The sequence below is a fragment of the Bacillus sp. MMSF_3328 genome (assembly GCF_030733525.1).
Lineage (GTDB): Bacteria > Bacillota > Bacilli > Bacillales > Cytobacillaceae > Bacillus_AB > Bacillus_AB infantis.
In genome coordinates this window covers 125,909-149,144 of sequence record NZ_JASHIV010000006.1, presented here as the reverse complement: position 1 = coordinate 149,144, position 23,236 = coordinate 125,909, and the positions used below count along the sequence as shown (strand labels likewise).

Genomic DNA, 23,236 nt, shown 5'->3' with positions numbered 1-23,236 from the left:
GAACCAAGTGGAAAAGACCCTTGACATTTTTCTAATGTAAAGCCATGGATGTAGCCATTAAAAATAACGAAATGAGGCATTTGATGAAATTCCAGCTGTATTTTAGTTTATTTGTTTATGAAAAAATTGATTACTGGGTTCCTTTAATGAAGTACTTTTTATTACGTTCAGATACTATAGAAATCCATTGCTGGAATGAAGAGAAATTGATTGTGGAGGAAGTGCAATCTGTGCTTAAAGGGTTTGAAAAAACTAAGGAATACGACCTTACTATATTCAAAGGGAAAATTACACCAGACGTTGTAAATTATTTATCATATAACAATATAGACATAGAGGGGAAGATCAAATGGTTCTCTATCTTCCTAATAAATAATACCACAACCATCTTCCATTCCGAACATTGGGGTATGGAGTTTTTTGCTCCCGACGTTTACAAAAAAGATGTCGCATTCATCAAATCTATAATGCCAGTGGAAACAAATTTTCATCAATATATATGAAGCCAATGGGAGAAGCCAGGGGGTCTGTCCCTGTGGCAAGTCACTTTGTAATGTCAAAACTGAAAGTCTAAAAAAGATAAAGAGCTAAAAAATATGAAATTATAATGTAACAGGCGGGTTGATCCAGGAAGGATAACCGCCTTTTTTATTGAATTCTTATTCTATGAAAGTGCAGCTTAAAACAAGTGTCTTGTTATTAAAATAACATGGGACAAGTTTCTCCATAGTTAGGACGGTGTATGATGAAGAATCCGCGGAACATAGTACTCTTTATTGCTCAAAGCTTGGATGGATACATCGCAACAAAAGAAGACTCATTAGAATGGTTATTTAAAGTAGAGGGTGAAGGTGATAATGGCTACTCGGAATTTTATGAAGAAATTGACACAATCATTATGGGCAAAAGAACATATGACTGGATAATGAATTACGAAAAAGGTCAATTTCCATATAAAAATAAAGAGTGTTACGTCTTTTCCAGGTCTCAATTAGAAGACACAGTGATGTTAAGTTTGTGAATGAAGATATTGTAAATTTCGCCAATAGCCTAAAAAAAGAAGAAGGTAAAAATATTTGGGTAGTTGGCGGCGGAGAATTGTTACACACGTTTTTGAAAGAAAAATTACTCGATGAACTGTTTATCACAATTGCCCCTTCCATCATCGGAGATGGAATTCCATTATTTAAATCCGGCAATTATGAGCTGGACTTAAAACTTAAAGGGACCCGAACCTTTAACCAATTTGTTGAAATACATTACACAGTAAAAAAGTGAGCCAAGGGGACAGGTACCTTGGCTCATTTTGAGACTGGGCCACGGGACCTGTCCCCCTGGCATGTTTAAGGGGGAAAAATAATGGAAGTGAGAATGGAGTATTATGTTCTCGGGCTACTCACAATATCATTTATGTTTTTCAATATTGCTGCCTATTTGATGGGTGGTGTAAATGAGCCGTACAGAGACCTATTATTAACTATTGCAGTCGGTCATTTTGTGATGTCAAAACTGATTATAATTAAAAAGAAAGAATGAGCCACGGGACCTGTCCCCCTGGCTCCACATAAGTGGCAGTCGAAGAAGGAATTTTTACTTCTTATTCAAAGGGGGCTTAAGATGAATATCACCATCCGCAAGATGCACTACCAAGATACAAAACAAGTTCAAAGCATAGCGAAAACAACTTGGAATGCCACATATGAGGGCATAATCCCCTTAGAAGTACAAAATAATTTTATAAAGTTAAATTATAGTGATGAAAGTATGAAACAACGTATAGAACGTTCTATAGTTTATGTTGCAGAAGTTGAGGGAGAAGTTGTCGGTTTTGCAAACTATTCTACAGTGAGGGATGGCGGAAAGGTCGAATTGGCGGCTATTTATCTTTATCCAGAATTCCAGGGCAGAGGGATTGGCACTGCTTTGATACAACAAGCGGTTAAAGATTTAAAAGGTATAAAAGAAATTTATATCAACGTCGAAAAAGATAATAAGATTGGCATGTACTTTTATGAAGCGAAAGGTTTTGAAACAGTTAAAGAATATGAAAAAGAGTTCGATGGTCATATCTTAAAACAAGTACGGATGGTAAAAAAAGTTTAATACCTAAGTTCAGATCAGCTGCCAAACCAGGCTGTTTATTCATTAAGGGATTTTTTGACAATGTTTATGAAAGAGGATATAATTTTTGAAAATTCAATATAAAAGTGTGGATTTTTACAGAGAGCTCCAGTTTGTTGAAATGGAGCAATATTCTTCTTAATGAACAAAGCCTTGGAGCTGCTTACCAGCCTAATGAAAATTAGGGATAGTAAGACGAATCCTTCAGATTGAATGATAGGTTATGAAAGTCCTGAATAAGTTGATTTGGTGACATATTAACAAACTGAGGTGGGTACCACGAAGTTATAACTCTCGTCCTCAATCATTTTCTTAGAGGTGTGAGAGTTTTTTTGTTGCGCTATTTTGCACTTTGAATTTTAAGATCCAAAGGGGGAAAAATTCAATGAATCCTTTATTGTTAGATGTTCCTTTACAATTAGAAACAGACAGGCTTATTCTTCGAGCACCACTTCCAACAGGTGACGGTAAAATTGTAAACCAAGCAATTCGAGAATCCTTTAATGAATTAAAACCTTGGCTGCCGTTTGCTCAGAAACTTCCTGATGTTGAAGAAACAGAGATTAACTTAAGAAATGCTCACATAAATTTTTTGAAGAGGGATAGTTTTCGTTTTCTTATCTTCGATAAAGAGAGTAAGGATTTCATAGGAATAACGAGCCTTGAGGCTATTGACTGGAATATTCCTAAATCTGAAATTGGGTATTGGATAAATACAAAATTCAGCGGCAATGGATATATGTTAGAAGCAGTAAAGAAATTAGCAGACTTTGGTCTGTATTATATCAAATTGAGAAGAATCGAAATAAGGTGTGAACCAATGAACTTTAAAAGTCGTGCTATTGCAGAAAAACTGGGGTTTGTATTAGAAGGCACTTTAAGAAATGATGATTTATCCGCAGATGGCAGCGAGCTGAGAGACACTTGTTTCTATTCCATAATAAATAAAGTAAGCCTGTGACCAAATTTAAAGTAACAGAGGCTTTTATTTGAGAAAAATTCCAAATGAAGCAGCATTTCTATAAAAAGATTTAAAGGGGTTGAATTAGTTTTGCTATCCTTTCGCAGCATTGACCTATCAAGAGATGCAGAAACAATAATTAAATTCCGAAGAGATTCTTATGTTATCAGTTTTGGGGACGATTATTTATTCGGCGATAATAAAAGTTACCTGAAGAAGATTGAGACAAGGCTTGTTAAATTTCCAGGTGGGATTGTTCTTGTGGAAAATGGCGATAAACCAGTCGGACAGATTGAAATGCAAATTAAGGATATTGATAATAAACAGATTGGCTATGTAAACCTATTCTACTTAATACCAGCATATCGTGGTTTAGGATATGGATCTCAACTGATTGAGTATGCGGAACACTTTTTTCAAGAAAATAATATCAATGAATACCAATTAAGGGTATCAGCTGCCAACAAGAGAGCTATAAGGTTTTATAAAAAGCAGGGCTTTAACTCCCTGAGGATAGAAGAGGAAGGTACTGTTCCAAGAATTCGCATGCAAAAACTTTTGTAGGTAAGCAATCGCAGGATCTAAAGATTCAGTGAGGATAAGAAGCGAATCGTTCTTTATAACAAGAAGTTTAGAGATGTGTCTTATGAACAAAAATACATGCCCTTGCTGTGGTTATAAAACATTGGACAGCGAAGGTGACTATGATATCTGCGAAATCTGTTATTGGGAGGACGACCCATTTCAAAAAGAAAATGAGCTTGAAACAGGTGCTAATAAAGTGACTCTAATTGAAGCACAAAAAAACTTTATTAGGTATGGTGCTTGTGAACTGGGATTTGTTAAAAATGTTAGAGAACCAAATTCACAAGATAAGAGAGATTCTAACTGGAAGCACTTATTCACACAAGGAGGCATCACATGAAATTCACAAAAATCTTATTTCCTATAAGTATGTTGTGTATTTTCTTAGTGGGATGCAATAACGGTCTTATTAACAATCCGGTTCCAAAGGACTTTCTTAGCGATGATAGTGCTGATATATTTCTTCTGGATGGAATTGTGTATTCTAATGCCCAAGATGTTGATTGGGTTTCTGATCTGGAATATCAATTGGGTGATCAAATTGGAGAAATAACTAACATAACAGATAAGACCCGCAGTTTTAAAAACGGTACGGCAAATATATTACCTGTTGGAACTAAAATATATGAAACAGATACTCCAGCATATATTGCAAATGTTGATGGAGAGGAAATACCATATTTAAAACAGATTGAAGGTTAATCGTTACTATGGTTCAGATCGCTGCCTAACCGATGCTGCTGAAGCTTGTTCCGATCAAGGAAAATGATAGCCAGAGGAATGATACCTTCTTTCATATTACTTTTTGAAAATTCCATAATTTGATATGATATAAGTAAAGTAATAGACAGAGGGAGTGCATAAATATGGAATACATAACACTTAATAATGGGCTTGAAATGCCTATAGTAGGTACAGGTACAAATACGTATGGAAAAGAAAACAACGATTATAACGGGGCGTTAACAAATGAAATTCCTGAACTGGCATCAGCAATTGAGCTGGGTTACCGTTCCATAGACGCAGCCATCATGTATCGAAACGAAGAGCTTGTTGGAAGTGTGTTGGCAGAAAGCAAAGTGCCACGGGAAGAGTTTTTCATTACGACCAAAATTCCAGCCAGTGAAGAATATATTTCTTCCAAGGAAGCTACCCGGGCAGCTATTGATAATAGTCTGAAAAACTTCCAGACAGACTATCTTGACCTGCTTCTTATTCACTTCCCTATCGAGGACAAAGTACAGCTTAAAAACACTTGGGAAGTCTTTGAAGAATATTATGAAGCGGGCAAATTAAAAGCAATCGGTGTTTCAAACTTTGAAAAAAATCATCTGGATGAATTGAAAAAATTCGCCAAAGTGAAGCCGGCTGTTAATCAGATACAAATCAACTTAAAAGAACCCAACAAAAATCTCCTTGCCGTATTAAAAGACGAGGAAATTACGCCTGTTGCCTGGGGACCTATGAAAGCCGAAGCCCACCAAAAAGAAGCTTTGGATGAAATCGGTAAGATCTATCATAAATCCGGTGCACAAGTCTTATTAAAATACCAAATCCAACGCGGTGTGATTGTTATCCCTAAATCTCACAAACGAGAAAATCAAGCGTCCAATCTGGAACTTTTCGATTTTGAATTGACTGCGGAGGATATAGAAAAGATAGAAAATCTATAATTGCTTAGTCCTTTATCCTGGCGATATGAATATTATCGCTGGGATTTTGATTTTAGAGCAATTCAGCTGCCAATCCAGGCAGCTTTGAGATGAAAGCAACCATTATTTGTTAATTTATGGTAAAATTAAACCGATAAGGAGGCGATTAAAATTAAACGAATGCCATTTGAGCCACCAGCCGATTTTTACGATGAACGGTTAAGCAAAGTTGATGAACAAATATGTTCTTTGTTGAAACAGCGGAGGGATATTTCAAACGATAACCCAGGGTTTCCGGCGGATACTTTTATCTCTGACTGGGCTATCAAGTATGATCTCTATGAAGAGTATTTGAAGGCGTTATTCGGGGGAATGAGAATATACGATTTCTTTAAACCGCGTATTGAACCGTCTGGATTCAGAAAACACCTATCGGTTTTAAAATCGGTTGAAAAAGATGATCGGATATATTCCATAACCGTTATTCGGCAGTATGAGAATGCCAGCGTTATACAGCTGCATATTGATTGGGATGAGCCGGATGATCCGCCAATCGGCCGGCATCATCATAATAGTTTTGAATTGTTTTTAGGAGAGCAATACGATTGCTGGCAGTCTCGTGGTGGTGGCTCAACAGGGCATTTTACATACAGCTTCATTGTTTCTCCGCCATTGCCTGACGATATTTCCAATACAAAGATAGTCTTTAAAGAGTATAGCGACACCTTTAAGGAAAAGCCAACAGGGCTTGAAATTGTTATGAATATAGAATAATAAGCTAAATGCGGGAAGGCTTAAGATCTGAATGTAAGTTGGTCAGGTCTTTTTTTAAAATAAAACCAAGGGGACAGGCCCCCTGGCTCTTTTCTAGACTTGCCCATAGGACCTGTCCCTGCGGCATTCTCAATCCGAAGCCGGCCGGCGTGAAGTATATGGATAAATAGGATCCAGCAGTTCAAATTCATAACTCTCGCTATTTACTTTTCCAACCGTTTTCTCACTATCATAAAGGTCCAGCATGAATCCGGCCATTTCCCGGGCGGTATGGTATTTTTGCACGTTGTCACGGTAGCTGAATTCATCTATTTCGCGAGCGTTTATAACAAATTCAGTTTCTGTCATAGCCGGCGCAAGCACTTTTGCTTTCATGGCAGCTCCCTGATCCTGAAGTTCCTGGGCGAGCCCTTCTGTAAATGCACTCACATAAAACTTAGTAGCAGCGTACGTTACCCCGTTTGGTACCATTCTATAGCCTACATCAGAAGCCACGTTGATTAATTGGGTGCCTGTCTTTTGAGAATAATCATGTGTGTATAAAGTGGAAAGGGTTGTGAGTGCTTCAATATTGACTCTGAGCATCTTTTCAATCTTTTGTACATTCTGTTCGGCAACGGGGGCACTGTTTCCGAAACCGGCGTTATTGATCCAGGTTTCAATATCGTATTCTTTTAAACTCTCATATAATGAATGAACATTTTCGCTTTCAGAAAGATCTGCCGGCAGAATTACCACATCCAGATCGGCGTTTATGTTGTGGATTTCTGCTTTTAGCTTATGCAGCTGATCTTCCCGCCTTGCAGTCACAATGACATTTTTATTGCGTGAAGCAAATGCAAGCGCCGCTTCGTAACCAATTCCTGAGCTGGCACCTGTAATCACCGTATACTTCATGAGAACTCCCCCTTTTAAATATTTCACAATTCATACTTATCTTACTGTTAACATTAACCAAAAAGCAAATGAACCAAGGGGACAGGTCCCTTGGCTCTTTTTGAGCCATGGGACCTGTCCCTGTGGCTTCAGGGAAAGGGAGGCTCTGTTAAGTTGAAAGTTATCTAAATTCCCGGCCCTTTTAATCTGTTTTTAATCGTTATAAGGTACACTGAAGATACTGGAGGTAGGAAAGAAATGAAGAAGAAGATATTGATTGTTGAAGACGAAAAACAAATCGCGCATATTTTAACACTGGAACTTTCCTATGAAGGCTATGAAACGGTATCTGCCTATGACGGGCAAAGGGGGCTGGAGCTTGCGCTGCAGGGTGGATGGGATGTAATCCTGCTGGACGTCATGCTGCCGAAACTGGATGGCATCGGAGTGCTGCAGCATTTTCGTAAAGTAAATAAGGATACCCCGGTCATTATGCTGACGGCGAGAACTGCGACAAGGGATAAAGTAAACGGACTGGACCAGGGTGCGAATGATTATATCACAAAGCCGTTTGATATTGATGAGCTCTTTGCGCGGATCAGAGCGGCACTTCGCTTAACACAGGTTAATAATGATCATACTCAGGAGGTAATCGAGCTTGCCGGCATCCGCCTTGAAAAAGGAACACGTGAAGCCTATCGGGATGGAAAGCCCGTTGAATTGACCTCCCGTGAATTCGACCTTCTTGCCTACTTAATGGAAAATAAAAACCTGGTTCTGACCCGGGAGCAGATTATCCTGAACGTATGGGGATACGACCATCATGGAGAAACGAATGTGGTTGATGTGTATGTCCGTCACCTGCGGAGGAAGCTGGATCTAAAGCAGACAGATCCCATTCTCCATACTTATCGAGGTGTTGGCTACAGCATGAAGGAGCCGGGGAAATGAGGATCCAGACAAAGATTCAATGGTATTCCAGCCTGTTTCTGATTGCCATGCTTGTATTGCTGAGTCTGCTGGTCGCCGTCATGTTTTTCTGGATATCACTGGACCGTGAAAGGGATGTTCTTGAAGAGCAGGCCTCGCTTTTTGTCCAAAATAACCCCATCGGGCAATTGCCGAACGGGCAGTCTGGGTTATTGGAGCCCTATACGCCGGACGATGGAATGCTGCGCATTATTTCTCCACAGGGTCAAGTGATCAGCGTGTATTCTGATGAAGAAGATTATAGACAGCTGGAGATCGAAGGGGCGGGAAGTGAAGACTTCAGCATCAAAAACGTCAAGGGAGGGTTTATTCTTCGATATCAGGAGCCTATAACTGCAGATGGTGAACAGGAAGGAATAGTTGAAATTGTCCACAGCCTGGAAGATCTATGGGAAAACACACTGCGATTGCTCTATGTGCTCGGCGGTGCCTCATTAATCATCATTATGTTTTCCATATTGGCCGGGAAATGGCTCTCCCGCCTGATCCTTAAGCCCATTGCTCTCATGAGCAGAACAATGAGTGAAATTGAAGAGAGCGGAAGGTTCCAAACTACTGTATTTGAAAAAGAATCAAAGGATGAGCTTCAGCAAATGGGCCTTGTCTTTAATAGGATGATTGAACGGCTGAAAGAGAACCAGCACAAGCAGCAGCGATTTGTTTCTGATGCCTCACATGAATTGAAAACACCGATCACAGTGATTGAAAGCTATGCCAATTTATTGAAACGCAGGGATATCAGTGACCCTAAAATGCAAAAACAGGCGGCCGAAAGCATTCACCATGAAGCGCTTAGAATGAAGCGGTTGACGGGTCAGCTATTGGATATCGCGGCACTCGATGAGCAGAAAATTTCGCCGGATGAACAGGTTGAATTAGTAGCATTCTGTGAGAAAATTGCCCGCATCTTTACCGAGACAAAGAAACGTTTTGTCCATGTGGATTCAGCCAAAAGGGAAATTACAGCTTTTATCCATAAGGAAAAGTTTGAACAAGTCTTTATCATTTTATTGGATAATAGCATTAAATACAGCCAAGGTGATGTAGCGATTTATGTTGACCAGGATGATAAAGGCCAGGTCCGTATTACAGTGGATGATGAAGGAATCGGAATACCGGAAAAGGATCTGCCATACGTGTTTGACCGATTTTACCGGGTCGATTCTTCCCGTTCAAGAGAAACAGGAGGCAGCGGCCTGGGATTATCCATTGCCAGGGAACTGATCCACAGCCTCGGTGGGGAAATTTCCATTACGAGTGAAGAAAACAAAGGAACCCAGGTGACAATTACGCTCTAAACTTCATTTTTCATCTGTTTTTAATGTTCATTTCATCTTCCTTTCATTTTCGTCGGATATCTTAAAGGTACGATATCGAATGGAGGCTGAAGGGAAATGAAAGAAGTATTAATGAAATATAAAAAATGGATTTTGGGCTTTGCCGGCGTTTTTGCGGCTGCCGTGATTGGCGTCGGGATTTATTTTGCCGCCGAAAAGATGGGTGAAATTACGCAGAAGGAAGCGGAAGCCTTGATGCGAGACAATGATGGGGAAGTGCTGAGTTTTGCAAGAGAATGGGATTGGGAGTTCGGCAGCCCTTCCACCATTGAAATGGCAGTTAAAACGGAAGGCAGCTATGAGGAAATAGAAATGGACGCTTCAAATGGAGAAATCCTACGCAGAGAAAAGAAATATCTGGAGGCTTCTGCGAACAGCCCTGTTTCTGTAGAATCAGCTGCGGCTGCTTCCACTGCTCCTGGCATCACGCCTGAAGAAGCAATTAAATTAGCATTGGAAGAAGTCAAAGGAAATGTTAAAGAAATTGAACTGGATGACGAGGAGCGGCGCTTGATTTATGAGCTCGAGATCGAAGAAGGTAAGAGAGAATATAATGTCCATATTGATGCCATGACTGGTTCGGTTCTGATGGTCAGTACTGAATCATAACTATAAAAGTGCTATTGAAAGGAGCCGTTCGCAAAAGGATTATACGGTTATCATTAGTGCTTGTCTTTACATTATGTTAGAGTGAAAAAAATAATAAGCTCAAATATGAATGAAAAGAGGGCAATCATGTTTAAAAAAATCATGAAGCAAATAAAGCAGCTTTCCCATGGCAGCAGTGAACGAAGGCATAACCATTACCGCCGCAACAGCAGCAGTGATCGAAAAAGGTATTATCACAAAGGAAGCAGCAGTGACCGCCGCTATAAGCATAATCCGTTGAGCGGAAGCCGCCATTACAAACGGAAGGGCAGAAGCAGCAGCTGAGTCTTCCTCTAGGCTACTGTTGGTTTTCCGTCGCTTTTAGGGCTGTTTGAAGATCAATTCTGATATCCCGGGTATTAGAATAAGGTTCCTCAATCTCCAGCAGCCTTTTTAGCAGAAAAACTGTCTCCTTTTCTAAAGAAAGCTCTTCTGTCCATGGAAGGGCTTTTTTGTTTTTGGAGGAGTATGTCGTATAAAGCAAAAATAAGAGTATTTCTCCAAGATCATAATAATCCTGCTGCTTCATCCCTGGGATATCCTCTTGCCTGGCGGGTGACTTGGCCAAGCCAAGGTCGATCAAATATAGTTCTTTGTCTTTAAGCAGTACATTGGGTATGCGAAGGTCTTGATGGTAAATGTCTTTATTATGCAGATATTCTACAAATTCAAGCAGTTGAGAAAGTACCTGCAAGGACGCCCGTTCGTTAAAAGTAATCTTTTTTGAGAAGATAAGTTCTTCCACATTTTTTCCATCAATGTAACTCATGACGTAAAACAAGTATCTGTTATAGGAGAATTCCTCAAAGAACTTGGGGATGTTTTTGTGGTCAAGCCTTTGTAAAACAGAGATTTCCTTTTCAAACATCTCCACATCTTTATTATTGCGGCCCTTACTGGGGCGGAGCTGTTTAACCACGCGGTTTTCATCCGCAGCTATATCCCTGCACAAGTAGACAATTCCGAAGCTTCCCGTTCCTATAACACTCAAAATCTCATAGCGATCATTCAAAACTGTTCCTTTTTTAAAAGGTTTGTCTGCAAAAAACTGATAAAACTTACGGATTGCACGCAAAATTGGATTTTTCCTCCCCGGTTGGACCCTCAGTAATAATAGTCAATAAAAACAGTCATATGCTGTCTATCTTTTCAAACAGCCGAATGCTCTACTAACAAAATATCATTCTCATATTAAACTGAAAAGGTCATAACCAATAATTCTCCTTGTACAATACGTTTTTATCAGGTTAAAGGCAATGTGGGTATCGGGCTATATAAGAGAAACTTATTAGAATCCATCAAATAATTTAGGACTTTGCAAGAACATGACTTTTTGTAAGAGTTCATAGCCGGCGAATGGGAAGATAGTTTAATGCAGGTGGAACCGCACAATGTTCTGGTGATACTTTGGAGAAGTATATGAGTGCAAACCATGTTTTTAGCGGCGAATTTGAAGAGGCACTCAATAGTTTCGAGCGCTTGCCTGTCATACCAGCACGGACCTGTTTTGTACAGCAGAAGGCAATAAATACAAAGCCAGCCTCATACCTAATGCGGAGGTTTAATCCCGGCACAGCACACCCTTACTACTACCGACGGAAACATTGTACAGGCAGGAGGCGGCTGTTTATTTAAGTTAAGGCTGGGGAAAAATCGCATAAAAAATGATAGAGGCTTTTAATCGGGAATCGGCCTCAGAACAGCTTTGTCTTCATTCATGATTGCCAGTTCTACTTCCTATATTTTTTAAACTTAATAGGATTAATTCCTATTTCGCCAAATGAATTTTTAACTTTCTGAGGAAGCTCCTTTATGGTTCCCGCCAATTTTGGCATGAAATGGCTATATACAATCGGGTTCGTTAATCCAGGCAGGACTTTAGGAACCTTTTGATGAATTCCTTATGAAGCGAAAAAGCAGCTATTTCAAGAAGGAATAATAAACGATGGCGGGGAAATAATAAAGAGATTGGTGTATTTTGGAAATAAAAATGCACTTTAGTTAATTTATGGGAGGTTATTAATTTGACCATAGCAGCGATCGAGGATTTTCAAAAGCTGGATATTCGCATTGGTACTGTAATAGGTGCTGAACCCTTTCCGGAGGCTCGTAAGCCGGCAATTAAGTTAGAGATTGATTTTGGTGAAGAATTAGGAATTAAACAATCTAGTGCACAGATAACAAAAAGGTATACTCCAGAGACAATATTGGGCTGTCAAGTAGCCGCAGTTGTAAATTTTCCCCCTCGCCGAATTGCAGGATTTAAATCTGAAGTATTGGTTATCGGCGGCGTTCCAGAAGAGGGTGATGTAGTGCTTTTGAAGCCTGATGGGCCTGTGAAAAATGGTACATCGATTGCCTGATTAATCAGCAGCATATTAAAAAGGATTAACGCTTCTTCTGTTGAACTTAAATTATATTAAATAGATATATTTAATTGACCTGCATAGGAAGGTGTTTAAGGATGAATAAAGAGAAGGCAGTATTGTTTTTGCAATTGGTTGCTGCGGGGAATGTGCGAGAGGCATACGATAAATATATCGGTCCTGATTTCCGCCATCATAACCCCTATTTCCCTGGGGATGCTGAGTCGCTTTTGATTGCCATGGAAGAGAGTGCTGCCCAAAATCCTCATAAGACTCTTGAAGTGAAGCGGGCTGTTGAAGAGAATGACATTGTTGCTGTCCACTCCCATGTTAAGCAAAACGAGGAGGACTTGGGAGGAGCGGTTGTACATATTTTCCGTTTCCATAACAGCATGATCGCCGAGTTATGGGATGTGGGGCAGGCTGTACCGGAAGATTCTCCTAATGAAAATGGTGTGTTTTGATAAGAACCAAGGGAAGAGCCAAGGGGACAGGTCCCTTGGCTCTTTTTGAAGATGTGGGCCACGGGACCTGTCCCCGTGGCCTCTCGAATAGGAAATGCCTCTCCCTCCAATATTCAAAATGGCATTGGCTAATCTGAGGAAGAGCTGAAGGCCGCGGGTCTGAATGCCTCACTTTTGTTAGTCAATGTGACCTTTGGCAGCGAAGATATGAAAGTAGTGGGCATTAAAGAAGATGGAACTGAAGTTTTGTTAATGAAGGATGGGGATTTTCAATTTTAAGGTTTCTATAACTATATGAGAAAACAGGAAGTAAGAAGGAGAAATAAGCTCCTGGAGAAAAATAATAAGTTTTCAAAGGTGGCAAGCAGCTGATTATGTGGAGAGATTATTTGACAAGTATTTCAAGAGAGTGTGAGTTTAAAGCACCTGCAACGGAAGCAGAGACCGCTTTAATTAAGAAGGAACTAAAAGTTGAATTGCCGGATAAGTTGGTTGAATTATACAAGGAAACAAACGGAGTTTATGGGAACTATGGAATTTCGTTTGTTTGGTCCATAGAACAGATGATTAAAGAAAATTTATTTTTTTGGATCCTTCATGAGCGAAGCGATTTTATGAAACCTCTGGATACCTTTTTATTTTTCTCTGATGCCGGGAATGGAGACTTATTTGGCTATTTAATAGCAGATGGAAGGGTTCAGACAGAGTATATTTATGTCTGGAACCATGAAGATGACAGTCGTTGGAGAGTAGCTTCATCTTTAGAGGAGTTTATCAGAGGATGGATGATTGGGGAGATATCTGTATGAGTTTTCCTATGGGAAATCTTTAATTCATCCAGTCTGCTTCCTTTTGTGGATAAAGGAGCATTTAAGCTTAATAGAAATTGCCAAATAATTATTTTGAAGTTCTAACTAATAAAAGAGTTTTTTGGGAGAGAATGCCGCTGTGAAAAAGATATGGCAAGAAGATGATGAATACTATAAATTGGAACCTTTAAAAGATAAAGAAGTAGAAAGAGCAGAAAAAAAACTTAAAGTGAAGTTGCCTAAATCCTATATTTATCTTCTTAAGATCCAGAATGGTGGATATATCAACTATAATTCGTTCCCTTCTAATGTCCCAACATCTTGGGCTGATGATCATATTAATATTGATCACATTTTAGGTATAGGTGAAGAAAAAGGTATATTAGAAAGTGAATACTTAATAAAAGAATGGGGTTTGCCGAAAAATATTGTTTTAGTCTCAGGAAGTGGGCATTCGTGGGTAGCATTAGATTACAGAAATACAAAAGTAGAGCCTCCGGTTATATACATTGATATGGAATCTGAACAGATTATTGAATTAGCTCCTAATTTTGACATATTCTTAAATGGATTATACGTAGAAAAAGCAGAACTTGAAGATATTTATCTTGAACAAGAGGAAAGACATTGGACCCCTGATGAACTCAACACAGCCTTATCAACGACTAACGAGCAAGAGATTACCCTCGCTTTGAACTATCTTTATGAAAATACTAAGGGAAATGAACATTTGATTGAACAAAGCTTGATTGTTCTCCTTCAAAATCCTGTTATTGATATCAAACAGTTAGCAGTCAATTTTGCTCATCATTTCAATGAAGAAGGAATACTTTCTTCTGTAGTGGTTGAAGAAATGATATCAATTATACGGAAGGACAAGGAAATTGATTATTATGCCGATATGTATTTCAGTGAAACCTGAGATGACATCTTCAGCTACCGGGAGCTTAAATTCCAAATCGCTTCCAAAACTGGCGGCTTTTTTATTTTATAAAAAGAGCAGGTATCCTTTGTCTAAAAATAATTGTAACCTTTCTTGCAGCTCAAACGATTAATATTTGAAGACTAAACAAGGGGGGAACCATTTGGCTGGCAATGAAAGGTTAGAGGAGAGAATCGATCAGATCTACAAGAGCCATTATTTGGATGTATATCGTTTTCTTATTTGCTTTACTGGTAACCAGAATGATGCCGAGGACTTAACTCAAGAAGTTTTTTTACGCATACTGAATAACTTGACCAGAGGCAAAAATATTGACCATCAAAGAACTTGGATTTTCTCCATTGCAAAGCATGTTGCCATTGACAGTTATAGAAAAAGGAGATTTTCTTCCCTTTTTACCGACGGCTTCTTTAAACATATTATCTCGGCTGAAAAAGAACCCGGAGAATTAATGGAGGAAAATGAAATGAAAAGGATTGTTCATGGTGCTATATCTGAGCTGAAACCCAAGTATAGGACTGTAGTGATTCTAAGAGGCATAAATGAATTTTCAATCAGGGAAACATCCGAGATCCTTCAATGTAGCGAGTCAAAGGTCAAAGTAGATTATCACAGGGCTTTAAAAATACTTAGAATGAAGCTTGAGTGGGATATAGAGGAGGTCATCGGGAATGCAAACTGATAAAGACTTGTTCGACTTAATAAAGGAAACATACCCAATCAACCCAAGAGAGGAGTTTGTCTTAGATACAGCTGATAAACTCAGAAAATCGGCCAGGCAGATAAACAGAAGAAGCAGGCTCAAACAATTTACGTTTGCCTCAGCCAGTATTGCGCTGTGTACATTGGCTCTCTCATGGTTCTTCCTTTATGATGGAAAAGATACCTTAAATAACACATTTTCCACTCCTCAAAATGAACATTCAGCTTCAACAGCAGCTATAAAAAACCAGGATCCTTTAGTATACATCTACCATTCACACAATCAAGAATCTTTTATGTCAGAAACTTCAACTAATCACTCAGATGATTTGTTTCACGAGGAAAGAAATATTTCATTGGTTGGTGAGCGACTTAGTCAAGCACTAAAAAATTATGGAATTCATTCTATTCACGATAGCACGGATATTAAGGCGGAATTAGAAGAAAAAAGACTCTCGTATAGCGACGCATATAAAGTTTCCAGAGTACCACTCGAGAATGCCTTATCACATAATAAAAAGCTGAAAATGGTCCTTGATATACACAGGGATTCATTAAAGAGAAACCAGTCAACGATTAGCATAGATGGAAAGGACTATCCGAGAATTGCATTTATAGTGTCGAAATCCAGTGCTAAATACGAAGTGAATTTTAAATTTGCCCATCTGCTGCATGAATATACTGAGGAAAGATACCCCAACTTATCCAGGGGAGTTTTTACTAAGGATACCCCTACTCAAAATTCTTATAATCAAGATCTGTTTGGTAACTCTGTGCTGTTAGAAGTTGGAGGGAAGGAAAATACTTTGGAAGAAGAGTATCGAACTGTTGATGTTCTTTCAGAAGTCATTAGTGAGATCCTTGCCGACTGGAACGAACAAGAAAAGGAGTAAACTATTCTGTACTTACATTAAAAGTTAGCTGCCAAAAGTCTGGCAGCTTTTCTTATTCCATGAAAGGGGCAGGATAGTGAGGTATGGTTTTAAAAAAACAGGAATTCTTATCCTTATTTGAGTGCCAGCAAGCATCAAAATAAGCGGTGATTCTCCGGTTAGGATGCTGAGTACTGCACTGTAGAGGGTAAATTAGAGGGTGAATTTCCGGTTAAGCGGACCGATGTTGCAAGTTTTCTTGTTTATTGAATCGATAGCCGGAATTTCTCCGCCTATTTGAGCTATTTTAGAGTATTTTTGAAATTAGGGTGAATTTCTACGTTTATTTTTCAACCTGACACTGATTCTCTCATTCAGGTCCAGGGAGGGCCGCTCTGGGCGGGGAAGAAAAAAATTATAAAGACTAAAGACTACAGCCTGATAAGAAATACTTATCAGGCCATTTTGTTTTTCAAAGGTATTCCACTTATCCATTAAAAAGGATTTTACGCTTTTTCTGTTGAACTTTTATGGAAAAGTGAAATTTCTATAATAAGACTAAATTTGGAGGGGCTATGAAAGATAATTCTAAGTTGCTTTTATATAATGCAAACTTAATCGAGGTGATTTCGGGGACTGTTAAGAAAGCGTCGATTTTCATTTCTCACGGATATATTGATGAAGTTTTTTACGATAAAGAGCCGCTGAATGGAGAAGTTCCTCCTGATGTTAAAAGAATCAATGGTGAAGGTAAATGGATCATTCCGGGTTTGATAGATATGCATGTTCATATAAAGGAGGGATTTGCCCCATTTTTTACAGCTTCGGGAGTTACTGCTGTGCGGAATACAGGCGGTAATGTGCTAGAGCTGGCAGATTTAATCAAAGCTTCCACAGATGCCCCGACTCCAAGGGTTTATTCGGCAGACAGGGTGATAGATGGACCTCCAGGACTATGGGGGGAAACGAGTCCTTGGAATGTGAATATTGAGGATTCTCAGACAGCCAGGCAGGAAGTTAACAGACAGATTGAAGCAGGAGCTGACTTTGTAAAAGTGTACGGCTGGCTTTCAAAAGAAATGATGGAGTCTGTTTGCCAGGAAGCAAGGAGTCATGGCAAAGAGGTGAGCTGTGATTTGATTTATTCCTTCCATATTAATGCCGTTGAGGCCGGGCGGATAGGGATCAAGTGGAATGAACACGCTTCAGGTGTTCTGCAGGCCATGTATCCGCAATGGAGCATGGGGGCGGATCAGTCCACTTGGGATGCAATCAATTGGCTTGAGCCTGACTTTGAAAAAATAAATACGGTGTGCCGGCAGTTAATTGATTTGGATGTGAAGATATGTCCAACGATGACTCTTTTTGATGGGATGGATCGGGGAGCGGAATATTGGAAACCCCTTAATGAAGTCACATCCAGGATATTAGAGAGCAAGGCTTTAACAGGACAATGGCAAACCCTCTCCCAATACGAGGATGCCTTAAAATCCTTGGGAGTCCAGCACCAAATCAATAAAGCCATTGCAAAAGCATATTTCGATTTGGGCGGAACCGTAGTGGCTGGCACAGATACCCCGGCTGGAATATGGACATTTCCCGGAATGGCTCTCCATAGGGAATTGGAGCTGTTTGTTGAAGCTGGATTCAGTGAAATCGATGCAATCAGGTCTGCAACCTGCACAGCCGCTGAGGCCATAAATCAATCTGACCTTGGTGTAATAAGGGCTGGTGCAAGAGCTGATATGGTTATCCTGAATCAGAATCCTTTGGCAGATATAAGACATACAAAGGATATATACTCTGTCATAAAGGGCGGGAAAATTTTTACACAGTCTGAAATTCTAGATAAAGTTCCCGATGAGGAGTCTGCCAGTAAAAGAGCTGAGGAGTTTATAAAGGATTTTAATTTACTGCTGCAGTAAGTTAAAAAGGTGCCTTGCCCCACTGGAGAAAAACACCTCTTTTTGTTTCCTAAGGGAGAGCCTGTTTCCGCTGTCCCTATTGAGCGGGGAATCTTAACCATCTTTCCCTGAAGGCCAGTCTCCGTCTCAACGTTTCAAAGATTACTCAGCAAGCTTCATCTCATTTCTCTTTTTCATTTCACCAGGCCGGATCCATACTACATTTCCCTGGTGCTCTGTTTGTTCTTTTAAGTGATCCTGGATTTTCCGGATATGCTCTCCCATGGTCATGACAGTCATGTCGAGCTCTATCAGGTGTGCCTGCTGCTCCATCGTCAGTTCAGATGAGCCCATGGTTTTTTGGCTTAAGTTTTCTGTGATTCCCAACACTTCCTGCATCATTTCAATCAGACGCTGATTCTCGGCTTCCACCTCAGTTGAGTCGCGTTTGATTTCGTAAGATTGCAGTGAAAGTGTATTGATGCTTGAAATCACGCCATCAAAGATATCGATCATCTGCAGGCTCTTATCTTTTCCTTCTTCTAATACCGACACATTCGAACTATACGATTTTTCTTGTTCTTCTATATTTCTGTTCACATCGGTTACGATGGTGTTAATCGTTTCTGCACTCTCTTTGACCTGAACGGACAGCTTGCGGATTTCAGAAGCAACAACTCCGAATCCAGCCCCATTTGAGCCTGCACGGGCAGCTTCAATAGAGGCGTTCAATGCAAGGAGATTTGTCTGGTTGGAGATATAATCGATAGCTCCGAGAGCCTTTGTGACTGCTTTCATTTTCTCAAGGAGCGTCTGGTTATAATCACCGAACTGCTTTGTGAGAGAGATGATTTTTGTGAAAACAATGCTGAAATCGTCGACCTTCAGCTTCCCCTCGTTGGACAGCAGCGTTACATCTGAGGTAGTGGAGTTCGTTACTTCAATAATGGCATCCAGGTTTTGTATCATCCCATTCATTTTTCCTAATTGATCCCCAAAGTACGAAATCAGCTCATGCTGCTTTTGAATATCCTGTACCATATCCATAAGCTGGCCGCCAACCATTTCAGAAGAAGCGCTTACCTGTGTGTTCATTGAAACTAAGTGCCCGCTGTGTGCTTCGAGATGGCGGAGCTCCTGCAGCGACTCCTCGATTGAGGTCTGAGCTGATGAATTCTTCTCAGCAACCTCCTCATTTTGAGCATTCTCCTGTTTCATCATCCTGGCACAGCCGATGAAGAGGGCTGCCGTAATGACCAGGGTTCCGATAAGAGAAAGTATGAATGAGTCTACGTAATAGTGGAGTGCCGACAGCAGCACAGAAGCCAGGAGGACCGAAGCTGCCATCACAAGATTCTTCTTGTTTTTCATACAGCCAGACTCCTTTTCTGTAAAATACGCTCCAGCCTGAAAGCGAACGGCAGGCCGATTGAATAAACTACGAATATCTTAATTAAATTAAAGGGGATGATAATGAGCAGAACAGCTGATTCAAAATCTTTCACAAGCGGGTTCGCATTGGTGAAAGATGTCAGATACTGATCCATATTCAGTCCGAGCAGGTTCATGATCGCCGGCAATATAAAGTAATAGTTGAGCAGGTACATAGCCGCGAGAAATATACTGATCGACAGGGTAAAGCTGATCCAGCTCAATTTTTTCTGATAGTGATAAAAAGCGCCTATCATTCCCACAATGAGCGCGCCAGAGCAGAAGTTGGCAATCTGGTTCACCGGAAGTCCCACATAGCTTCCATGAGTTATATATTCAATGACATTTTTCAGGAATTGAACAAGGATCCCGGCAGCAGGCCCCAATGTAATGGCACCGATTAAGGCAGGAATATCGCTGACATCAAGTGTTAAGAAAACAGGGAAAAAAGGAAGCGGGATTTTAAATAAGTATAAAATAAGGCTAAGTGCTGTTAAAATGCCAATCGAGGCCATTTTCTGAATACGTGACATATGTAAAATCTCCTTTATTCATGATAAAAGGGCAGCCCTGGGGCTACCCTTGGCATTAACCGATAAGTGAGAATCCTATATGTGGTGTTAACAGTTTTGTTGCATGAGCAATTACTTGCGGGTTTGAAGTCTTAACTCCTTTAAACTTGCGCCCTTCTTCCACCTCATGTACGCCGAAGCCCTCCATGTCATAGGCAACCATCATGGATTTGAATACCGGGCTGTCAATAATGAGGAACCATTCGCGCATCAGTTCACTGTTCTTTGGAAGCTCAATATAATGAATGCCATCACTTGGATCCATGGCTGCATCATTTTCTCCAAAGATATGAACGTTAGAGTACTCGGCCATAGCCTGGAAACGGTCCAGCACGTTCTTCGTGCGCGAGAACTTTTGAAAGCCTGCATAAACGTTCCCCTGAAGCTTCTTCGTTAGGACGATGTTCTCCATCATTAAGCACATATACTCCAGCTGCGGAACTTTAGTCTCGTACTTCAAAGACTGTGCATTCAACTGGCTTAAGGGAGCATTGTCGAGCTTTTGAGTCTCCCCCTCAACCTGGCCAAAACATTCTTGAAACAATGACAGCTTCTTTAATTCCATGAAAAATCTCCTCCTGTAAGTGGTTTTTTGGGCCTTAAGAACCGAGAAAAAAGAACTAGTTCAAAGGTAAAAAAAGTAGTCCGCTACAGCGTGGACTATGCTGGGTATGTATGAAAAGTATGTATTACTTCTTTCGCTAATTCTTTACCTTACTAAACTCCCTACCTCCTTTACCACGTTAAAACTAATTTAAACACAGTAATATAAAAATTTAAAATCTGAATGTTCTATGAGCCAAGGGGAGCCAAGGGGACAGGTCCCTTGGCTCTTTTTCAAAACTGGGCCATGGGGTCTGTCCCCCTGGCACAAATCCTTTTTGGTTTTCTCTGGAAATAGTGTGGTAAATAATAAAGATTAACTAAAGCGGGGAGGCATTCTATGAGAGTCCTTGTGATTGGAACGGAAGACTTGACGGGGGAGCATGTAATCAAGCAGCTGTCGGACAAGCAGCATGAGGCGGTGGCATTGGTTGGGACAAAGAGTAAGGTGGATGAAATGGGAAGGCTGGGGGCAGCGGATGTTTTTGTGCAGGAAAATGATGGTTATGCCAAGGCCTTTTCAGCTTGTGATGCGGTCATTTATGTGGGCGATGCCAGTGCGCGGACGGGTGAAAGCAAGCCGATCCTGATTGACCATCAGTCGGTCATTGATTCGGTGCAGGCGGCAAAGGACCAGGGAGTAAAGCGCTTTCTGCTGATGAGTGCGATGCGTGCGAATGAGACGGACAAAGGCGGTTCAGGAACAGACGGCGCGAAGGATCAGCCTGAGGAGCTTTTAAGAAATGCAGAATTAACTTATACCATATTACGGACAGGCAAGCCCGTAGACAAGCCGGGAAAAGGGAAGATTGAAGCAGCACTTTCTCTTAAAAGTAAGGAAAGTGAAATTCCGAAAGAGGATATCGCTACTGTACTGGTCGAGGCACTGGAACTGGAGGAGGCTTATAACAGAACCATTGAAGTGTCTTCAGGAGAAATACCGATCCGCGAGGCATTGCAGCAGCTAAAGAACTAAAGCATAACTATTTCATGAAAAGGGTGATAAGATGTCCAATATGAAAAAATACCTCCCAGCCGTTCTGAAGGGGACTGCGGCACTCGGGGCTGCGGCAGCTGCGACTTATTTCTACCGGAAGGATGACACGCAGCAGCAGCATTCCATCCTGAGGAATTTCCCGCTCCTTGGCAGGGTCAGGTATATGACAGAGAAGATCGGCCCCGAGCTTAGGCAATACTTATTCGAAAGCAATAATGAGGGAACGCCTTTTTCCCGGAAAGAGTTCGAGGATATCGTCAAGGCCGGGAAGTATAAGGAGCGTCTGATCGGCTTCGGTTCGGAGCGGGATTTTTCAAAAAGCGGCTATTATATCCGCAACAGCATGTTTCCGAAGCAGCGGGAAGAACTGAGGATCGATAACAGCCAGAAAATCAATACAAAGGTTTATAAAGTGGATGAAGAAGGCCTTATGACCAGGAAAGAGCACCGGGAGGAAAGCCAGACAGATCCCTATTTTCTAACAGACCAAGACGCAGTCATCCTTGGCGAGCATACATGCCGGCAGCCTTTCAAGCTGAAAGGGCTTGTCGGGCAGTCTGCGATGAGCTATGGAGCGCTCGGCGACCGGGCGATCACGGCTTTGTCAAAAGGGCTGGGCCTTGCCGGCGGAACATGGATGAATACCGGGGAAGGCGGTCTATCAAAATATCATTTAATCGGAAACCCGGACATCATGATGCAGATCGGGCCGGGTCTGTTCGGCGTCCGGACTCCGGGCGGAGAGTTTTCATGGGAAGAATTTGAGAAAAAGAGCAAAATTGAGCAGGTGAAGGCATTTGAAATCAAGCTTGCCCAGGGGGCTAAGATCCGCGGCGGGCATATCGAAGGGGAAAAAGTTAATGAAGAAATTGCGCAAATCCGCCTTGTAGAGCCCTGGCAGACGATCAACAGCCCCAACCGATTCTACGAATTTAACAATTATGATGAGCTGTTTCAGTTTGTAGAAAAGATGCGGGATAAAGGCGGCAAGCCGGTTGGCATCAAGATCGTGGTCGGTGATTTGGATTCTCTTGAGGAAATGGCCCAGGTGATGAAGGAAACAGGAATGGGTCCTGACTTTATCACTGTCGATGGCGGCGAAGGCGGGACAGGCGCCACCTATCAGGAGCTTGCCGATGCAGTGGGGCTGCCTATTGGATCTGCGCTGCCGGCTGTTGATGAAATGTTGGTTAAATATAAAGTCCGCGACAGGGTGAAGCTGATCGCATCAGGCAAATTGATTACCCCGGATAAAGTTGCGATTGCTCTTGCCATGGGGGCAGATCTCGTCAACATCGCCCGCGGATTCATGATCAGCGTCGGCTGCATCATGGCGGAGAAATGCCATACCAACCACTGCCCTGCCGGTGTCGCCACAACCGACCCGAAGCTCCAGGACGGGCTTGTCATTGAGGAAAAACAATACCGGGTAGCCAATTATGTGGTTTCCCTCCGTGAAGGGCTGTTCAATCTGGCTGCAGCTGCTGGCCTCGATACTCCGACCAAATTCGAACGGAAGCATCTTGTCTATAAAGACGAATGGGGAAGAGTTTCAGCTGTCCAGGATATGATCCTTACACCGAAAAAGGTAGATGAAATACAGGAGAAGGAACAAGAGTGAGCCAGGGG

General features: G+C 41.1%; 28 protein-coding genes and 1 pseudogene. 24 read left to right on the top strand and 5 right to left on the bottom strand.

Annotation, left to right across the window (positions count from 1 at the left end):
- The first annotated feature begins 83 nt into the window (after positions 1-83).
- From RBB45_RS12670 to RBB45_RS12625, 10 genes and pseudogenes are all read left to right on the top strand, one after another.
- Complete coding sequence (locus RBB45_RS12670; protein ID WP_224951226.1) at positions 84-503, top strand: hypothetical protein; 420 nt, start codon at positions 84-86, stop codon at positions 501-503.
- Between the two features lie 242 nt (positions 504-745).
- Positions 746-1,278, top strand: a pseudogene (locus RBB45_RS12665) (dihydrofolate reductase family protein).
- An 81-nt stretch (positions 1,279-1,359) separates the two neighbouring features.
- Positions 1,360-1,536: a hypothetical protein gene (locus RBB45_RS12660; RefSeq protein WP_165352667.1), complete on the top strand. Its 177-nt coding sequence runs from the start codon at positions 1,360-1,362 to the stop codon at positions 1,534-1,536.
- Between the two features lie 81 nt (positions 1,537-1,617).
- Positions 1,618-2,103 (top strand): GNAT family N-acetyltransferase, encoded by a 486-nt coding sequence (locus RBB45_RS12655; protein WP_094768752.1) that lies wholly within the window; start codon positions 1,618-1,620, stop codon positions 2,101-2,103.
- 403 nt (positions 2,104-2,506) lie between these two features.
- A complete protein-coding gene (locus RBB45_RS12650) occupies positions 2,507-3,082 on the top strand; it encodes a GNAT family N-acetyltransferase (RefSeq protein WP_306009670.1) in 576 nt (191 codons plus the stop codon).
- 90 nt (positions 3,083-3,172) lie between these two features.
- Entirely contained in the window at positions 3,173-3,646 is a 474-nt protein-coding gene (locus RBB45_RS12645; protein ID WP_306009669.1) for a GNAT family N-acetyltransferase, read from the top strand.
- 82 nt (positions 3,647-3,728) lie between these two features.
- On the top strand, positions 3,729-4,007 hold the full coding sequence (locus tag RBB45_RS12640) for a CPCC family cysteine-rich protein (protein ID WP_306009668.1): 279 nt from the start codon (positions 3,729-3,731) through the stop codon (positions 4,005-4,007).
- Positions 4,004-4,369: a hypothetical protein gene (locus tag RBB45_RS12635; protein WP_306009667.1), complete on the top strand. Its 366-nt coding sequence runs from the start codon at positions 4,004-4,006 to the stop codon at positions 4,367-4,369. The genes RBB45_RS12640 and RBB45_RS12635 overlap by 4 nt, the downstream gene beginning before the upstream one ends.
- Positions 4,370-4,533: 164 nt before the next feature.
- Positions 4,534-5,340 (top strand): aldo/keto reductase, encoded by an 807-nt coding sequence (locus RBB45_RS12630; protein ID WP_148950388.1) that lies wholly within the window; start codon positions 4,534-4,536, stop codon positions 5,338-5,340.
- A gap of 159 nt (positions 5,341-5,499) precedes the next feature.
- On the top strand, positions 5,500-6,093 hold the full coding sequence (locus RBB45_RS12625; protein WP_306009666.1) for a hypothetical protein: 594 nt from the start codon (positions 5,500-5,502) through the stop codon (positions 6,091-6,093).
- Between the two features lie 129 nt (positions 6,094-6,222).
- Here the strand turns inward: RBB45_RS12625 and RBB45_RS12620 are convergent, their stop codons facing one another.
- A complete protein-coding gene (locus RBB45_RS12620; RefSeq protein WP_129613499.1) occupies positions 6,223-6,990 on the bottom strand; it encodes an SDR family NAD(P)-dependent oxidoreductase in 768 nt (255 codons plus the stop codon).
- A 237-nt stretch (positions 6,991-7,227) separates the two neighbouring features.
- Here RBB45_RS12620 and RBB45_RS12615 point away from each other — a divergent pair, with 237 nt between their 5' ends.
- From RBB45_RS12615 to RBB45_RS12600, 4 genes are all read left to right on the top strand, one after another.
- Positions 7,228-7,920 carry a response regulator transcription factor gene (locus RBB45_RS12615; RefSeq protein ID WP_306009665.1) on the top strand — a complete coding sequence of 231 codons (693 nt, stop codon included), beginning with the start codon at positions 7,228-7,230 and terminating at the stop codon, positions 7,918-7,920.
- Complete coding sequence (locus RBB45_RS12610) at positions 7,917-9,257, top strand: sensor histidine kinase (protein WP_306009664.1); 1,341 nt, start codon at positions 7,917-7,919, stop codon at positions 9,255-9,257. Before RBB45_RS12615 ends, RBB45_RS12610 begins: the two co-directional genes overlap by 4 nt.
- A 96-nt stretch (positions 9,258-9,353) precedes the next feature.
- Positions 9,354-9,905 (top strand): PepSY domain-containing protein, encoded by a 552-nt coding sequence (locus RBB45_RS12605; RefSeq protein WP_306009663.1) that lies wholly within the window; start codon positions 9,354-9,356, stop codon positions 9,903-9,905.
- Positions 9,906-10,031: 126 nt separating this feature from the next.
- Complete coding sequence (locus tag RBB45_RS12600; RefSeq protein WP_148974763.1) at positions 10,032-10,229, top strand: hypothetical protein; 198 nt, start codon at positions 10,032-10,034, stop codon at positions 10,227-10,229.
- 13 nt (positions 10,230-10,242) lie between these two features.
- Here the strand turns inward: RBB45_RS12600 and RBB45_RS12595 are convergent, their stop codons facing one another.
- Positions 10,243-10,956 (bottom strand): serine/threonine protein kinase, encoded by a 714-nt coding sequence (locus RBB45_RS12595; RefSeq protein WP_306009662.1) that lies wholly within the window; start codon positions 10,954-10,956, stop codon positions 10,243-10,245.
- Between the two features lie 1,018 nt (positions 10,957-11,974).
- Here RBB45_RS12595 and csaA point away from each other — a divergent pair.
- The 8 genes from csaA to RBB45_RS12555 all read left to right on the top strand — a co-directional run bounded on the left by csaA (position 11,975) and on the right by RBB45_RS12555 (position 18,025).
- The gene (gene csaA, locus RBB45_RS12590; protein ID WP_094768824.1) at positions 11,975-12,307 is read left to right on the top strand and encodes a chaperone CsaA; all 333 of its coding nucleotides are present in this window, start codon (positions 11,975-11,977) and stop codon (positions 12,305-12,307) included.
- 101 nt (positions 12,308-12,408) lie between these two features.
- Positions 12,409-12,774: a nuclear transport factor 2 family protein gene (locus tag RBB45_RS12585; protein ID WP_094768762.1), complete on the top strand. Its 366-nt coding sequence runs from the start codon at positions 12,409-12,411 to the stop codon at positions 12,772-12,774.
- Positions 12,775-12,918: 144 nt separating this feature from the next.
- Positions 12,919-13,053, top strand: a complete 135-nt coding sequence (locus tag RBB45_RS12580) for an aminopeptidase (RefSeq protein WP_306009741.1) — start codon at positions 12,919-12,921, stop codon at positions 13,051-13,053.
- 95 nt (positions 13,054-13,148) lie between these two features.
- Complete coding sequence (locus tag RBB45_RS12575; RefSeq protein ID WP_306009661.1) at positions 13,149-13,583, top strand: SMI1/KNR4 family protein; 435 nt, start codon at positions 13,149-13,151, stop codon at positions 13,581-13,583.
- Positions 13,584-13,722: 139 nt separating this feature from the next.
- Positions 13,723-14,505 carry an SMI1/KNR4 family protein gene (locus RBB45_RS12570; RefSeq protein ID WP_148974760.1) on the top strand — a complete coding sequence of 261 codons (783 nt, stop codon included), beginning with the start codon at positions 13,723-13,725 and terminating at the stop codon, positions 14,503-14,505.
- A 163-nt stretch (positions 14,506-14,668) separates the two neighbouring features.
- Positions 14,669-15,208, top strand: coding sequence for an RNA polymerase sigma factor (locus tag RBB45_RS12565; protein WP_148974759.1), 540 nt, complete (start codon positions 14,669-14,671; stop codon positions 15,206-15,208).
- Entirely contained in the window at positions 15,198-16,121 is a 924-nt protein-coding gene (locus tag RBB45_RS12560) for a stage II sporulation protein P (protein WP_306009660.1), read from the top strand. Before RBB45_RS12565 ends, RBB45_RS12560 begins: the two co-directional genes overlap by 11 nt.
- A gap of 554 nt (positions 16,122-16,675) precedes the next feature.
- Entirely contained in the window at positions 16,676-18,025 is a 1,350-nt protein-coding gene (locus RBB45_RS12555; RefSeq protein WP_306009659.1) for an amidohydrolase family protein, read from the top strand.
- Positions 18,026-18,166: 141 nt separating this feature from the next.
- Here the strand turns inward: RBB45_RS12555 and RBB45_RS12550 are convergent, their stop codons facing one another.
- From RBB45_RS12550 to RBB45_RS12540, 3 genes are read right to left on the bottom strand one after another with little or no spacing between them, the layout of a single operon-like run.
- Complete coding sequence (locus RBB45_RS12550) at positions 18,167-19,375, bottom strand: methyl-accepting chemotaxis protein (protein ID WP_306009658.1); 1,209 nt, start codon at positions 19,373-19,375, stop codon at positions 18,167-18,169.
- On the bottom strand, positions 19,372-19,968 hold the full coding sequence (locus RBB45_RS12545) for an ECF transporter S component (protein ID WP_306009657.1): 597 nt from the start codon (positions 19,966-19,968) through the stop codon (positions 19,372-19,374). Before RBB45_RS12545 ends, RBB45_RS12550 begins: the two co-directional genes overlap by 4 nt.
- 55 nt (positions 19,969-20,023) lie before the next feature.
- On the bottom strand, positions 20,024-20,572 hold the full coding sequence (locus RBB45_RS12540; protein WP_129613494.1) for a DICT sensory domain-containing protein: 549 nt from the start codon (positions 20,570-20,572) through the stop codon (positions 20,024-20,026).
- Between the two features lie 378 nt (positions 20,573-20,950).
- Between RBB45_RS12540 and RBB45_RS12535 the strand changes: the two genes are divergently transcribed.
- Both RBB45_RS12535 and RBB45_RS12530 read left to right on the top strand, forming a co-directional pair.
- Positions 20,951-21,586, top strand: a complete 636-nt coding sequence (locus tag RBB45_RS12535) for an NAD(P)H-binding protein (protein WP_306009656.1) — start codon at positions 20,951-20,953, stop codon at positions 21,584-21,586.
- 31 nt (positions 21,587-21,617) lie between these two features.
- Positions 21,618-23,228 (top strand): FMN-binding glutamate synthase family protein, encoded by a 1,611-nt coding sequence (locus tag RBB45_RS12530; RefSeq protein ID WP_129613492.1) that lies wholly within the window; start codon positions 21,618-21,620, stop codon positions 23,226-23,228.
- Positions 23,229-23,236: the final 8 nt, after the last annotated feature.

Bases quoted from the DNA above. Each gene is read 5' to 3' on its own strand.
- RBB45_RS12605 (WP_306009663.1), top strand. From the start codon at position 9,354: ATGAAAGAAGTATTAATGAAATATAAAAAATGGATTTTGGGCTTTGCC.
- RBB45_RS12670 (WP_224951226.1), top strand. From the start codon at position 84: ATGAAATTCCAGCTGTATTTTAGTTTATTTGTTTATGAAAAAATTGAT.
- RBB45_RS12560 (WP_306009660.1), top strand. From the start codon at position 15,198: ATGCAAACTGATAAAGACTTGTTCGACTTAATAAAGGAAACATACCCA.
- RBB45_RS12545 (WP_306009657.1), bottom strand. From the start codon at position 19,968: ATGTCACGTATTCAGAAAATGGCCTCGATTGGCATTTTAACAGCACTT.
- RBB45_RS12660 (WP_165352667.1), top strand. From the start codon at position 1,360: ATGGAAGTGAGAATGGAGTATTATGTTCTCGGGCTACTCACAATATCA.
- RBB45_RS12530 (WP_129613492.1), top strand. From the start codon at position 21,618: ATGTCCAATATGAAAAAATACCTCCCAGCCGTTCTGAAGGGGACTGCG.
- RBB45_RS12630 (WP_148950388.1), top strand. From the start codon at position 4,534: ATGGAATACATAACACTTAATAATGGGCTTGAAATGCCTATAGTAGGT.
- RBB45_RS12600 (WP_148974763.1), top strand. From the start codon at position 10,032: ATGTTTAAAAAAATCATGAAGCAAATAAAGCAGCTTTCCCATGGCAGC.
- RBB45_RS12615 (WP_306009665.1), top strand. From the start codon at position 7,228: ATGAAGAAGAAGATATTGATTGTTGAAGACGAAAAACAAATCGCGCAT.
- RBB45_RS12625 (WP_306009666.1), top strand. From the start codon at position 5,500: ATGCCATTTGAGCCACCAGCCGATTTTTACGATGAACGGTTAAGCAAA.
- RBB45_RS12610 (WP_306009664.1), top strand. From the start codon at position 7,917: ATGAGGATCCAGACAAAGATTCAATGGTATTCCAGCCTGTTTCTGATT.
- RBB45_RS12640 (WP_306009668.1), top strand. From the start codon at position 3,729: ATGAACAAAAATACATGCCCTTGCTGTGGTTATAAAACATTGGACAGC.
- RBB45_RS12620 (WP_129613499.1), bottom strand. From the start codon at position 6,990: ATGAAGTATACGGTGATTACAGGTGCCAGCTCAGGAATTGGTTACGAA.
- RBB45_RS12655 (WP_094768752.1), top strand. From the start codon at position 1,618: ATGAATATCACCATCCGCAAGATGCACTACCAAGATACAAAACAAGTT.
- RBB45_RS12635 (WP_306009667.1), top strand. From the start codon at position 4,004: ATGAAATTCACAAAAATCTTATTTCCTATAAGTATGTTGTGTATTTTC.
- RBB45_RS12650 (WP_306009670.1), top strand. From the start codon at position 2,507: ATGAATCCTTTATTGTTAGATGTTCCTTTACAATTAGAAACAGACAGG.
- RBB45_RS12540 (WP_129613494.1), bottom strand. From the start codon at position 20,572: ATGGAATTAAAGAAGCTGTCATTGTTTCAAGAATGTTTTGGCCAGGTT.
- RBB45_RS12535 (WP_306009656.1), top strand. From the start codon at position 20,951: ATGAGAGTCCTTGTGATTGGAACGGAAGACTTGACGGGGGAGCATGTA.
- RBB45_RS12575 (WP_306009661.1), top strand. From the start codon at position 13,149: ATGTGGAGAGATTATTTGACAAGTATTTCAAGAGAGTGTGAGTTTAAA.
- RBB45_RS12585 (WP_094768762.1), top strand. From the start codon at position 12,409: ATGAATAAAGAGAAGGCAGTATTGTTTTTGCAATTGGTTGCTGCGGGG.
- RBB45_RS12555 (WP_306009659.1), top strand. From the start codon at position 16,676: ATGAAAGATAATTCTAAGTTGCTTTTATATAATGCAAACTTAATCGAG.
- RBB45_RS12550 (WP_306009658.1), bottom strand. From the start codon at position 19,375: ATGAAAAACAAGAAGAATCTTGTGATGGCAGCTTCGGTCCTCCTGGCT.